The 14,087-nt window shown below is 46.6% G+C and carries 11 protein-coding genes and 1 other RNA gene; 1 reads left to right on the top strand and 11 read right to left on the bottom strand.

Going from position 1 to position 14,087, the window contains the following annotated elements; all coding sequences use genetic code 11:
• Window positions 1-127: 127 nt before the first annotated feature.
• The 11 genes from thiE to M3200_RS01845 form a co-directional block, all read right to left on the bottom strand.
• The gene (gene thiE, locus M3200_RS01795; RefSeq protein WP_108850986.1) at window positions 128-757 is read right to left on the bottom strand and encodes a thiamine phosphate synthase; all 630 of its coding nucleotides are present in this window, start codon (window positions 755-757) and stop codon (window positions 128-130) included.
• Window positions 750-1,556 carry a hydroxyethylthiazole kinase gene (gene thiM / locus M3200_RS01800; RefSeq protein ID WP_022381828.1) on the bottom strand — a complete coding sequence of 269 codons (807 nt, stop codon included), beginning with the start codon at window positions 1,554-1,556 and terminating at the stop codon, window positions 750-752. Before thiM ends, thiE begins: the two co-directional genes overlap by 8 nt.
• A gap of 12 nt (window positions 1,557-1,568) precedes the next feature.
• Window positions 1,569-3,083, bottom strand: coding sequence for a tetratricopeptide repeat protein (locus tag M3200_RS01805; protein WP_022381829.1), 1,515 nt, complete (start codon window positions 3,081-3,083; stop codon window positions 1,569-1,571).
• 206 nt (window positions 3,084-3,289) lie between these two features.
• Window positions 3,290-3,607 carry a thioredoxin family protein gene (locus tag M3200_RS01810; protein ID WP_022381830.1) on the bottom strand — a complete coding sequence of 106 codons (318 nt, stop codon included), beginning with the start codon at window positions 3,605-3,607 and terminating at the stop codon, window positions 3,290-3,292.
• Window positions 3,608-3,748: 141 nt separating this feature from the next.
• Window positions 3,749-4,093, bottom strand: a transfer-messenger RNA (tmRNA) gene (gene ssrA, locus M3200_RS01815).
• A gap of 70 nt (window positions 4,094-4,163) precedes the next feature.
• Window positions 4,164-5,114, bottom strand: coding sequence for a P1 family peptidase (locus M3200_RS01820; protein WP_022381831.1), 951 nt, complete (start codon window positions 5,112-5,114; stop codon window positions 4,164-4,166).
• The gene (locus M3200_RS01825; RefSeq protein WP_022381832.1) at window positions 5,114-6,040 is read right to left on the bottom strand and encodes an RluA family pseudouridine synthase; all 927 of its coding nucleotides are present in this window, start codon (window positions 6,038-6,040) and stop codon (window positions 5,114-5,116) included. The genes M3200_RS01820 and M3200_RS01825 overlap by 1 nt, the downstream gene beginning before the upstream one ends.
• Window positions 6,040-6,471 (bottom strand): signal peptidase II, encoded by a 432-nt coding sequence (gene lspA / locus M3200_RS01830; protein WP_022381833.1) that lies wholly within the window; start codon window positions 6,469-6,471, stop codon window positions 6,040-6,042. Before lspA ends, M3200_RS01825 begins: the two co-directional genes overlap by 1 nt.
• 117 nt (window positions 6,472-6,588) lie before the next feature.
• On the bottom strand, window positions 6,589-7,566 hold the full coding sequence (locus M3200_RS01835; RefSeq protein ID WP_022381834.1) for a G5 and 3D domain-containing protein: 978 nt from the start codon (window positions 7,564-7,566) through the stop codon (window positions 6,589-6,591).
• Window positions 7,567-8,195: 629 nt separating this feature from the next.
• The gene (gene ppk1 / locus M3200_RS01840) at window positions 8,196-10,370 is read right to left on the bottom strand and encodes a polyphosphate kinase 1 (protein WP_022381835.1); all 2,175 of its coding nucleotides are present in this window, start codon (window positions 10,368-10,370) and stop codon (window positions 8,196-8,198) included.
• 2 nt (window positions 10,371-10,372) lie between these two features.
• On the bottom strand, window positions 10,373-11,929 hold the full coding sequence (locus M3200_RS01845; protein ID WP_022381836.1) for a Ppx/GppA phosphatase family protein: 1,557 nt from the start codon (window positions 11,927-11,929) through the stop codon (window positions 10,373-10,375).
• Window positions 11,930-12,494: 565 nt separating this feature from the next.
• Between M3200_RS01845 and M3200_RS01850 the strand changes: the two genes are divergently transcribed.
• Window positions 12,495-14,072 (top strand): Ppx/GppA phosphatase family protein, encoded by a 1,578-nt coding sequence (locus M3200_RS01850; protein ID WP_022381837.1) that lies wholly within the window; start codon window positions 12,495-12,497, stop codon window positions 14,070-14,072.
• The last annotated feature ends 15 nt before the right edge of the window (window positions 14,073-14,087 follow it).

The raw sequence follows: 14,087 nt of genomic DNA on the forward strand, positions 1-14,087 counted from the left end.
TATGATAATACCACCTACGGCAGCCGGTGTCAACACTTTTTTCTAAATTTCTTTATACTCTATGCAAAACAAAAGGGCTCTCCGCCAGAATACAGGCGAAGAGCCCCGTGTTTACCGGGTAAATCAGTTACAGATCAAGCGTCTTTCTGATTTCATCTTTCAATTCTATAGACGCCTTTTCCGGATCATCCGCTGCCATAATGGCTGAGGCAATAGCAAATCCATCAATTCCTGTTCCTTTAAAATCAGGAATTGTCCTGCCATTAATTCCCCCGATGGCAACAACAGGTATGTGAACCCGTTTCTTTATCTCTTTCAGTGTCTCCATTGTAGTCAGATCGGCATCCGTTTTTGTTGCCGTCTGGTACATGGCTCCTACCCCCAGATAATCAGCCCCGTCTTGTTCCGCTTTCAGTGCTTCTTCCAAAGTCCCTGCTGAAACGCCAAGAATCTTTTCACTGCCGATCATCTTTCTTGCAATGGCAGCAGGCATATCGCTCTGTCCTACATGGACACCGTCTGCTCCAGCTGCCATCATGACATCGATACGGTCATCAATAATAAGAGGAACATGATATTTCTCTGTCACAGCTTTTACGCGAAGCGCCCTTTCGAGAAGCTCTCCGGTATCTCCTTCTTTTTCGCGCAGCTGCACCATCGTGCATCCACCTGCTATGGCTTTTTCTACGATTTCCTCCACAGTTCCGGATTTAGCCAGATGACGGTCGGTTACAAGGTACAATGTATAATCAGCCATTTTCAAAATGCCCGTCCTTTGCAATCATTTCTTCATCTATTTTCCCCAGGTAGTCAATGAGTCCCATATGGAAATGGCCAAGGCCCTGCACTCCGTATGCAGCCCATGCCTTTTCGCCGGATATTCCCATAGCCATCATGGCCGCTTTTGAGGCATCGAAAAGATTCTCAGAACATGCAGCACAGAATGTGCCGACAACCGTCGTGCACATGCACCCGGATCCTGTGATCTGAGCCATTTCAGGGCATCCGTTCGTAATGAGAATGGTCGTATTCCCGTCCGTAATAATATCCTTTGCGCCGCTTATAATCACGATGCATTTTTCTCTTAATGCCAGTGCTTTGGCCGTTGCTGCAGCCTCGTCAAGGCCGCTCGTCGTTCCGGCATCCACACCTTTTGTCTGAGCATCTTTACCGGCAAGCGATTGTATTTCAGAGACATTCCCCCGAATAACCGCCATATGAACCTGCTTCAGAAGTTCTTCAGCCATCCGGTTCCTGAATGATGTTGCTCCGCAGCCTACCGGATCAAAGATGACAGGGATTCCTTTTTTATTGGCTGCTTTTCCCGCCAGAATCATAGCTTTTACTTTATCTGCATTTAAAGTGCCGATATTCAAAACGAGTGCATCTGAAATACCGCTCATATCAGCTGCCTCTTCAAGAGCATCGGCCATGACCGGCGAACCACCGACGGCAAGGCATGCATTGGCGCAGTCATTTACCGTCACATAATTAGTAATATGGTGTACAAGCGGATTTCTTTCACGAACACGTTTCAAACATTCTGCTGTGTCCATTCCATCCTCCCTTTATCGTTTGAACTTACTCCGCCAGAATTCGGCTTTTTCAGGATTGGCTTTGATGCCATATCCCTTCTGATAATATTCAGCTAATATCGGATAAAAGCTTCCGTGCCGCTTGGATGCAAGCTCCTTGGCACAGCGGAATGCTTCTTTGGGATTTTCCTCATGCAAAAGTTCCCCGTCGGTAGGTTTCTCTCCTGCATAAAAACGCCAGCGGAGTTTTCTGGTATCAATTCTCTTGGAATTTTCCCCTTTTTCAGCAGCTTCCAGGAATTCCTGCTTCCCCGCGCCTACTTCCGGCCCTTTATAAAGATACATTCTGGCAAGGACCGCCCAGGAATCGGCATCTCCTGCTTCAGCAGCTTTCTTGTATAATTCTTCTGCCTTTTTAAGCTGCGCAATGTAAATATTCCAAAGTTCCTTATCTTCTTTATTTCTATGTGCCTGTCCGGAAAGACGGGAAACAGAACGCATGACAGGCATCGCCTGCATGGTATAGTAGGAAATCAGGTCCTTCCTGCACTCTTCGCTCCCGGCTTCAGCGCCTTTTCTTAAATAATACAGACGCTTTTCCTGATCCCCGTCTACATAGGATGTCTCCGCCAGAACACGGTATGCTTCGAGGCATCCAAGCGATCCGGCTTCTTCCAGATACTCCACGGCGCGCTCTTTCCCTTTTTTGCTTCTTGCAGAGCGGAGTGATGATACTCCCGCATGGAGATAGACCTGTGCGGCCTCTGCTTTTCCTCTTTCAATGCCTCTCCGATATGCTTCCATGTACCAGTATACAGACTGCTTCATATCCCTGTAAACACCCATGCCTAAATCATACAGGTGTCCCAGGCGCATGCACGCCGTCGCTCTTCCATGATCAGCCGCCTGCCGGAAGAGGATAGCTGCCCTCTTTACATTAATTTCCGTACCAAATCCATGAAGGAAAGCAAGACCCGCTCTTTCCATGCATTCCCCGTCGCCACGCATGGCCCCCTGCAGATAATATGACAGTGCCTTCTTGGCATCACGAAGGCTCGTAACAGCAAATCTGTCATAGGCCCCTACACTGTAAAGCTGTCCTAATTTGGCGTAGGACTGGTACAGATTTCCCTCTGCAGCCGCCATGAACCAGTTGACAGCTATATCCCTGACCTCTTCGGAGCGCAGTGCATCCGGCATCATCAATTTGCCTGCCTTGTAAGCACCGCGCGGAAGCCCCAGCCGGTAAGCTTCTGCATAATAGCCAAAAGCCGCCTGGATATCCTTCCGTCCCGTATCCCCGTATTCACTGATCTTTCCCAGATAAATACAGCTTTCTGCATGGCCGCGGCCGGCCAGCAGTTGGAAAGCCTGCTCCGCCTTCCTATACTCTTTTTCATCAAAAAAGTGGACGCCCAGTTTGTAGAGAAGGCTCACTGCAGCGCGGTCTCCCTGAATGACTGCCTTTGTCAGATGCTCCAAAGCCTTGTCATATGATCGTATCTTAAGATACTGTTTTCCCAGTCGTAAATCTTCGGTGCTCTTCATTGCTTTCGCTCTCCTTGTGTTGGTTTACTTGCAAGCCAATACCTTGAAACGGCACCACTTTGCAGAATTCTGCTCTTTTTATTTATTGTACCACGGAAAAATTGCAATTAAACGAAGGTTAGTATTGCAGTCTTTTTCCAAAATGGCCTCAGGCAATAAAAAAAGCTATGATCGGATAATTCCAATCACAGCTTTTTGGTTTTCTATTACTTGGAGTTCTTTTCGATGAACTCTTTGAGCTGCGGATAACCTACCGTGCCGTATCCAATAATGCGGTCCTTCGGCTGTCCGTCATGGAAGTAAATCAGGGTCGGGATGGTTTCCACTTCATAACGTTTTGTGATTTCTTCATCGACATCGCAGTTGAGGCCGTAAATCGGCTGGCTGATTTCTTCAGAAAGCTTTTCAACCATCGGGCGCAGGCGGCGGCAGTATCCGCACCACGGTGCGCTGAAACCGAGAATGACATCGCCCTTTGCGATAACCTGATCAATGTTTTCTGTTCCTGTAATTGGCTGTATCATAATTTTCTCCTTCTTCCCGAAAGGGAACTTGCATTTGTATTGTGAGTTCATTATATCTTACATATTGATTTTTGTCAATGTTCAGATGTAATAATCTTCTTTGCAACAAAAAAGCGGATCATCACGATCCGCTATGGCTTTTGGTGGAGATGAGGGGAGTCGAACCCCTGTCCAAAAAGCCTGTCCCATAAATTTCTCCGAGTGCAGTTACTGTTTTAGAGTTTAAGCAAAGTATCGTACAGGAACAAACTACCTTTGCCGATTCCAGAATTAGTTTTCCGCAGAAGTCCCGGACTTCCTTCATTGGTATCCTATTGGTTGATGTCAGCCTGAGGTCATAGGAAAACGCCAGGGGACATTAGCAGATTAAGCTGCTAAAGCAAAATCACGTTTTGCGTTTAAGTTTTTTCACCGTTTAACGGGGTAGATGAAATCCCGACTCGCTGTTTATGAACCAGAATCTCCTGTCGAAACCGGTACATCCCCAAAAGTTAGGTACTTAGCTATTGTACGAGATAATTCTTCAATTGTCAAAGATTATATTTAATTTCTTCTATTATTTGATGATATCACGGTAAGCAGGTCTTCCGCCCATGCCTTCTGCGGATGCGGCCGCATCAAGCACTGCCAGGCGTACAGCTTCCTCCGCCAGATACCCTACTGTATCGATGGTTGTCTTTACTTCTCCGGACGCCATGGTAAAGAGTGTATCTCCGTCCATGGATGTATGGACAGGACGGATCGAGCGGGCCAGCCCGTCGTGAGCCATGGTAGAAACCATCCGGCATTCCGTCTTTGTCAGATCTGCATTCGTGATGATGCATCCAATGGAAGTATTTCCACCCATATTTCTTTCATATCCTTCAAGCATCAGCCTGTGCGAGGAAATAATGGTACGATCATCATCTGCCAGAGCTCCTGCCAGGATCTTATCCTGATCATAGATTTCTCCGCATGCATTGACTGCCATATAGGCGCCTACCGCGAGTCCGTCCGCAAGGATAATTTCAGCATATCCTGCTCCGCTTTTCATGGCATGTTCAAATCCGGTAAGTTTTCCGACAGATGCCCCCGTTCCTGCGCCATAGCAGCCGACGGGGAAATCCGTCCCGGCTGCGGATGCCGCCTTGATTCCCATTTCAAGATCCGGGAATGCATGCGGATCACCTATGGAAAGATCAAAAAGAACCGCTCCGCAGACAATCGGGACAGCCGAATCACCGACTGGAAATCCGATTCCCTGTTCTGCCAGGTATCTCATGACGCCTGAATCGGCTTCAAGGCCGAAGGCTGATCCGCCGGATAATACGACAGCATGAATTTTCTGCACGGTTTTTTCCGGACTCAAAAGATCTGTTTCCCTCGTTCCCGGAGCGCATCCCCTTACGTCAAGGCCGGCAGCGGCACCATCTTCAGGTGCCAGAAAAACGGTCACGCCTGTAAGGCCTTCCCTGTCTTCTGCTGTGCCGATTTTAAACCCCGGCACATGTGTTGTTCTGATATCCATCAAAGCTCATCCTTTCCAGCAATCTCAAGACAGCGCAGCATATCTTCAGGCACCGGTGCTTCAAAATGCATGGCTTCTCCCGTTACCGGATGATGAAGTTCAAGGAAACGGGAATGGAGCGCCTGTCCCTCAATCGGGAACGCATCCTTCTTCCATCCATATAAGGGGTCATTCACAACCGGGTGTCCTATGTGCGCCATATGAACACGAATCTGATGCGTCCTGCCTGTCTCAAGGCGGCATTCAATCCAGGAATAATGAGGCATGAATTCAAGGACGCGGAAATGCGTCACTGCAGGTTTCCCGGTCTTTGGCCGCACGTCCCACTTCATGCGGTCCTTTGTGCTTCTTCCAAGAGGGAAACGGATGACGCCTGCATTTCCTTCCATTTGTCCATGGACGAGCGCCACGTAGATTCTCTGCGCTTCATGCGTAGCAATTTCCTCCTTGAGGACAGGAAATGCCCTGGCAGACTTGGCCACGACCATGACACCGGACGTATCCTTGTCCAGACGGTGAACGATGCCCGGACGAAGCGGATCCTCGCATGCTTCAAAAAGTTTCGGCCCGCAGTGGTACAAAAGTGCATTGACAAGCGTATGATCCGGATTGCCTGAACCGGGATGGATGACCATGCCGCGAGCCTTGTTGATGACCATCATGTCATCATCCTCATATAAAATGTCGATCGGAATATCCTGAGGGATGATTTCCAGTTCTTTCTTCTCTTCCCAGGTAAAGAAAATCTCATCTCCTGTACGGACATGGTAGTTCGGCCGGATCATCTTATCCGGAGAGAGAATGGCACCGCCTTCTTTGATCCATTTCTGCACTTCTGCGCGGGACAGGCCGGATCTGTCCTTCAAAAAGTTATCAAGCCTCAGTCCATTTTCACTTTCACTTACTGTATATACGTTTTTACCCATTAGTCTTTTCTCCAAAAATATAAAACGATCAAAGCCACGCCTACGCAAATGGCAATATCAGCCACATTGAATATCGGCCATATCCTGAAATCAAAAAAGTCAACGACTCCGCCAATCCTGACACGATCAATGGCATTCCCCAGGGCACCGCCTAAAAGGAGACCAACCCCTGCCGGAAAATAAACCGGTTTGGCAGGTATCCGGCTTCTAAATATGAAGAATGCCGCATAGAGTACAACAACAATGCCAAGGAAGAACCATTCCTGATGCGGAAATATGCCAAAGGCGGCTCCCGGATTGATGATGTATGTCAAATGGAAGACATTCCTGATGAGAGGAATGGTCTCTCCCAGTTCCATATTTCCTTGAACGATCAGTTTCACAATCTGATCCAAGACGGCCGTCAGGCCCGCAATAACCAATGTCAGCATAAAACCCTCCTGTTTTGTTTCATTATATCATATGCGGCCCTTCCATATTTTCACAGGCATAATAAAACAGCACCGGATATTTCCGATGCTGTCCCATTTTAAAATGAATCAATAGAATCAATAGTTGACGAATACTTCCACGTCTCTTCTGCCAAAGCTGTAGCATTCCTGGAATGTGTCCATGCAGAGGTCGATGCGGTTTCCTACGATGGCTCCGCCTGTATCAGCAGCGACTGCTTCCCCGTAATTAGGAATAAATACCTTGGAACCAAGAGGAATGACGCTTGGATCAACGGCAACGGTGCCATGTCCGGCTTTCGTTCCGGTTGCTGTTATGCCATAGCCGTCTCCGTCACTTGGATGATAAGCGCTGGCATGCATGGTTGTCACCCAGCCCACAGCACCTTCAGGATTTCCCGTTTTAGCCATGCCGGGTGTTCCCCTGCTGATGACATTTGAACGGATGATGTTCGTTTTGATTACTTTGCCGCCAGAAAGAATTTCTTCTACTTCGACTTCTCTCTTTCCCGGTGTTCCTTCCTGAACAACGACTGTTGCATCAGAAGAAAGGCCGCCGTCGTACCATTTTCTATATGTGACGGGCATCGTTTCCGTACGCTTTAACCTTTTCACTGTATATGGCACAACATGGATCTGCATGCCGCTCTTAACCTTCGTCATGCCGTCTTCCATCGGCATCATCTTCTTCCAGTTATAGCCTGCATCGTCCACTACGCCCTGGACCGTCTGCTGCGTCGTATAAACGACTTTGGATTTACCATCTTCGATGATGGTTACAGGAACCGCTCTTTCAACAACAACCATAGAACCGTTGCTGACTTCATCTGTACTGGTCCAGTACTTGTCATAAGAATTGAGAGAAACATCAAGATCGCTGAGCACTCTCTTGAAACTGGTAGCATTCGTCGTAATGACTTGTTTTCCTTTTTCATCGTAAACGGTAACGACCTTCGCTTCGTCAGCGTTTCCGAATCCGAAAGCTGCCAGAGCCATATCTGTCTGACTGAAAGCAGCAATCAAAAGGAGAGAACCTGCTATTGTTCTTTTTGCCTTAATGAGTGTTGAAGTTTTCATAAATCTATCTCCTATGGCGTTAATTCTATCATAGGTAGACTTTTTGTCAAATTACAGACAGTTGACAATATTATAAGTTGCGTTTTATATATATTTTATCTGATTTTATTATGAAATTATCACCAGATAAAAATGTATCTATTTTCGCTAGTATTCTATATAAAATTTTATGTTTTATCAGTATTTACCGAGTGTTTTAGCATCATTTAATTGTCAATTATGTCTATTGTAAAAAGACATTTAAGAAATATTAGAAAAACCCTTACTTAAAATCAGTAGATTTTATCGTATTTTCTTCCCTGTCAGCTGCAATTAGCACCACTAATTGTTAACCACTTTCTTCCGCCTCCTGATTTTCGAGATAGCCCTTTTTTGTCCCATTTTTTAACAAATCGCGATTTTTCTATGTCTATTTTTGGTGCCCAAGTGGGAAATTTTATCAAAAAATTCGATTTTGATATAGTCTCATTCCCAAAATGGAATGTTTTTAAAAATAAAAGTGGAAAATTTAAACTTTTCCACTCAGAAAGGACATGTCCACATCCCGTGGAAAACCCATAATTTCACATAAAAATGACCCTGACGATATCTATCAGGGTCACATTTATGAACTTATCTTAAATTCTGCATCAATCCTTGGAAGATCCGAAAACAGGAACGTAAGGTTCCATTTTCTGAGCCAGTGTCATTTCTGCTTCCTGGTCTCTCTCTTCTGCTATTTTCTGGAATTCAGCCTGTGCACCCACTTTGTTTTCCGGTGCCACTTCCTTGATCCACATACCATCAGACTGCATGATATGTGCCTTCTGGTTATCATTGAGTTCAAGCGTTACCATCTTCTTGAGTCTTTCGCAAAGTTCAGCATCCTTGACCGGAATCATAAGTTCTACGCGGTCATTCAGGTTTCTTGGCATCCAGTCGGCGCTGCCGATATAGAATTCTTCGCGGCCACCGTTTTCAAACCAGAATACACGGCTGTGCTCGAGGAATCTTCCGACAAGGCTCCTGACCGTAATGTTATCGCTGATGCCGGGGATGCCTGGTATCAGGACGCAGATGCCGCGGACAATGAGTTCGATCTTGACACCTGCTCCGGAAGCTTCATAAAGCTTGGCGATGATTTCCTTATCAAGAAGAGAATTCATCTTTGCAACGATTCGTGCATTTTCCCCCTGCAGGGCAAAGGATATTTCACGATCGATGAGTTCCACGCAGCGTTCCCTAAGATTAATCGGCGCTACGATAAAGGAATCCCAGATCGGCGGATCCGAGTAACCGGACAGCAGGTTGAAGAATGCGGATGCATCACTTCCGAAGTGATCATTGCAGGTGAAGATGCCAAGGTCCGTATACAGCTTGGCTGTCGATGCATTGTAGTTGCCCGTCGCTACATGGACATAGCGGCGGATGCCGTCTTTTTCGCGGCGGATGACAAGTGTACACTTGGAATGTGTCTTGAGGCCGACAAGGCCGTAAATAACGTGAGCCCCGGCTTTTTCAAGACGTCTCGCCATAAGGATGTTGTTGGCTTCATCAAAGCGGGCCTTGACTTCCATAAGAACTGTGACCTGCTTGCCATTCTGTGCTGCTTTTTCAAGCGCCTGAATAATTGGGCTTGATGAGCTGACGCGGTACAGTGTCTGCTTGATAGCCAGCACGTCCTTATCTGCGGCAGCTTCTGCTACGAAATTGACGACAGAATCATCAAAGGATTCATACGGCAGATGGACCATGAGGTCTTTCTGGCGGATCATGTCGAATATATTGGTCTTTCCTTCTTTTTCAAGCTGGATCATCGACCATGGATGATGCGGATGAGCTTCCGGATAACGGAGATGATCATACCCCTTGATACCGCAGAAGGAGAAGAATACTGTCATGTCCAGAGGACCGTCAATCTCATACATGTCTTCCTTCTCAAGATTCATTTCAGAAGTCATGAAGCGGCGCATAAAGCGGCTCGTCCCTTTTTCGAACTCGATTCTGACAGTTTCGCCCCTCTGTCTTTTCTTCAGCTGGCGTTCTACTTCGACAACGAGATCCTGTGCATCTTCTTCGTCTATATAAAGATCGGCATCTCGGGTAAGTCTGAAGGGTCTTGCTTCCAGAAGGTCATAGCCGATGAAGAATCGTGTCGCATAATAACGGATGACCTGTTCCAGGAAAATGAAATCATGTCTTCCCGGGATGTCCTTGTTATCCGGAAGGCGGATAATGCGCGGCAGCACGGAAGGAACAGGAACGATGGCAGTCTTGATATCAATATCATTCTCTTCATCCTGCGTCATGTCCCTTTCATTTCTTTCCAGCAGCATGGCAAGGTTCAGGCTCTTGGAGGCGAGGAACGGGAATGGATGGGAAGAGTCGACAGCCATAGGTGTCACTACCGGGAATATCTCGCGTTCGAAATATTCTTCCAGCCATCTTTTCTGTTCAGGAGAAGCTTCATCTGGATGAATAAAGTACAGTCCTTCACTTTCAAGTTCCTGCAGAAGAACTTTCAAATATCTGTACTGGCGGGCAACGAGCTTCTGGCATACGTCAGAAATTCCTTCCAGCTGTTCTTCCGGCGTCATGTTGGCAATATCTCTTTTTTTGACGCCATTTTCCTTCTGGTGCCTCAATCCGGCTACACGAATCATGAAAAATTCATCCAGGTTCGAACTGGTAATCGCAAGAAATTTTAATTTTTCTAGAAGAGGGTTATTCGCATCGACTGCTTCCTGCAGCACTCTTCTGTTGAATTGCAGCCACGACAGCTCCCGGTTCAGATAATACCGGTGGTCTCTAACATCTACGTCCATAGCTACCTCCGTTCAAATTTGGCTTCCATGCCAAACACGTTTTCAAAAAGTTCTTTTTCTTTATCAAATATCCATGTTTCCAGAGCTGTGTCCTCATCGCTCTCATATTCAATAAGAAGCGAATCACCTGTAATCCTTGCCGTGACATCCCTGAGCTTCTGCTTTCTGGACATGTCCATGGCACGGACCAGACGGAAAATGGAAATAAGCTTCATGGCTGTCATCTTGGAATCATCCGGAAGCACGCGGAAGGGTTCATCCTCATCCGTCGGCTCGCCTTTATGGTCGTAATAGACAATGCATGCCACAATATCCTTTTCCTTGTCGGAGATGCCGAATATATCTGTTCCGCGGATAATATTCCATGCCGAGGAAGAGGATCCGAGCAGATTGACATACTTGCCGATCTGGTAAAGGATGATGGCCATCCTCAGCAGGAATTCATCTCTTTCATTGAGGCCGTTGTACCTGTCAAAGGCTCTGATGATTACATAGCTGTAAAGTTCCATCGCCTTGGCATGAGCCGGTTCATAGTAATACGATTCTGCAATCGATCTGGTGAGTTCAAGATTCTGCGCTCTCATATATAGAAGCGCCGGATCCTTCACCTTCTGCGCGCCGTAGAACATGCAGCAGGCCTGAAGAAATGTCATGCCCATCATGACCGCATTTGTAGCGGGAATATTATCTAATATTTCCTTATATATATGGACTGTCGGACTGATGACAGCCGCGGTGGATTCACTGATGTGGTTCTTCTGCATCAGCATGGAAGTGGAGAGCCTTCCCGACTCTTCATAATATTTGTAGAAGGTTTCCGGTTTCACTTCCGCAATGCTCTGGCTGTCCAGCTCAAGATTCAGCTGCTTCCCTACGATCCTTGCTTCACGGCCTGAGAAAATAACTGTATCAATCTGATGATTTCTGACAAACATCCAGAGCGGTTCCATGATTGCATGGATGTATTCCCCGAGTGCTTCAGGGAAATACCTGGAATCCCTCTGATTCGTCTTGAATGTTTCCAGAAGGCGGAGAGTACCGATATGGACATTGTGCTGGAAGCAAAGCGCTCCATGTTCCCATACAGTAAGGCCTACGCAGCCCGAAGTAATATCCACGAACAGGAAATTCCTTCCCAGGCGCCCCTCCTGTTCCTTGTTGAATCTTCTCAATAAGTACTGCAGTGCGAAATGCTTGAAATATATTTCCTGCGGCATGTCGACAACCTGCACATTAAAACCCGTATTGACCCGGATCAGGTCAAGAATGGATCTTGCATTATCCGCCTCGCGGATGACTGCAGTCGCATAAACTGCATACACCTTCACCTGGTAATCCGATAAAAGCTGTTTCAAACCATTCAGCATACGGCATAATTTGCGTATTGAATCAAAAGAAAGTTTCTTATGATTGAAAACTTCCTCACCGAAACTGGTGTCCTTGCGGACTGATTCAATGATGCGCATTTCATCCATGCTGGCATATTCCACAATTTTCATCGATACATTTGATGATCCAATGTGGATGATCCCGTAAACCAGCGTCTTTCGATCTGCCATAGAGATCCCCCGTTCCTTTAAATTAACTGACGTCAGCAGTACACATACAGCCTACACCATGCATGTAAAACATACGTAAAAATATACATATTTTCCAGGATATAAAGCATTCTTATCCTCTTCTGCCCTCCAGCAGATTCTTCATGATAAAATGCTTTTTCTGCTTCTTATACTATAAACAAATAGCCCGTATGCTTTTTAAGAAGGCAGGCGCAAAACATTTTGTTCATCTGCTCCTCCGCATCGGTTTATACTGCATTAAATCATTTATAATATATTATTTATTATTATATCCATTCTATAGTCAACTGTCGATGAGTGCACTGCCTTATTTTTCTACGATTTTTCTTATCAGAAGCGGGCCTATTGTATTTATCAAGAAAGTATAAAATCCCCCTCCCCCTTCATGATAAATGGTCTTACCATGCCTCTCGTGATCCTTTTGTAAAAATCTTGTATATGGCAAGGCACATTCTTTGATTCAAGGCATATCTGTTGTAAAATAAATAAGAATGCAAGAAGTACGCGGCATGTATTCAGCCGCTTCGCTATAAAAGGAGATTTCATGGACCGTATAGCTATTATTGATCTGGGTTCCAACTCTATCCGCTTCATCGTCATGCAGATTGGAGAGCAGGGATCCTATAAACTCATTTATCAGGAAAAGAAATCCATCCGCCTTGCGGAAGGCATGACACAGGAGACGCGTCTCCTGACGGAAGAAGCACAGGAGCGTGCGCTGAAATGCCTGACTGTATATGCGCATATTATTGAAGTCCAGAAGGTAAAGAAGGTTCTGGCTGTCGCCACTGCTGCAGTAAGGAATGCTGTAAACGGTGCTTCCTTCCTGAAGCGTGTCCACATGACTACAGGCATTTCCATGACGATCATCAGCGGGCGCGCAGAAGCCGCCCTCGGTTTTTCCGGTGTCATCCACACGATCGACCGCAAGGATTTCCTCCTCTTCGATCTGGGCGGAGCCAGCGTGGAAATTTCTCTTGTCAAAAATAAAAAGCGCCTTCACTCCGTCAGCATTCCCTACGGTGCTGTTACATTAACGGAAATGTTCCAGTCCTCCGGGACGGTCTCCCAGTCAAAGCTTACTGAAATGAAAAAATTCATTCAGGCCAAGCTCGATAAAATCACCTGGTTCCCTGACACGCCGCTTCCAGTCATAGGAGTCGGAGGAACTGTCAGAAACCTTGCGAAAGTCCACCAGAGAAGCACAGGGTATCCGCTTCCAAAACTGCATAATTACAACCTGCCTTCCGAAGATCTTTTTGAAATGGTAAAGGATATTACCTCCAAGACCTTCGAAGAGCGCCAGCGCATCAGCGGTCTTTCTTCCGAGCGCGCTGATATCATCATTGCAGGCGCCCTGACTGTTCAGGAAATCATCAGGAAAGCCAAGTCGTCTTATCTTACGATCTCCGGCTGCGGCCTTCGTGAAGGGCTCTTCTTCCATTACTATGATCCGATTTATGACAAGGACGGGGATAAGCGCCAGCATATGCTGATCAATTCTGTCAAGAATTATCTCCATACGGTTACCGGGGAGTACGCATTCCATTCCCGTTATGTCACTGCCCTTGCCCTTTCCATGTTCGATCAGTGGAAGCATGTCCACGGACTCAGCTCCCGTATGCGTACACTCCTGATGGCTGCAGGCTTCCTTCATGATGCGGGTTCCATGATCAACTATTACAACCATGCACGCCACAGCGCATACATTGCGGCCAATGCACACATTTTCGGCTGGTCCCAGAAGGAACAGGTCATGTGCTCTCTCCTCTGTGCTTTCCACCATGGATTCTCAGGGAAATACACAAAAAATAATGATGCTTCGAAGATCCTTTCTGAAGAGGAAATGCTCGACGTCAGAAAGGCAGCCCTCTTCCTGGCACTTGCCGAGGGACTCGATGAAAGTCAGGAACAGTGCATTACCCAGGTCATCTGCACATCTGCTAAGGATGCCATGGATCTCCGTATTTACACAAGCAGGAATAACTTCGACGTACCGGCCCATGCAACAGGCCATCTTCTCCGCGAATTTGAAAAGGTCTTCCGCGTGCCCCTCCGTGTCCAGTGGTTCCCTGGAAGCAGGAATGCCAATAAGCTTGTCCAGACTGCGAGAAAACTGTAATTTTTACATTCCGGA

It is taken from the genome of Dialister sp. CAG:357 (assembly GCF_000435155.1).
Classification (GTDB): domain Bacteria; phylum Bacillota; class Negativicutes; order Veillonellales; family Dialisteraceae; genus Dialister; species Dialister hominis.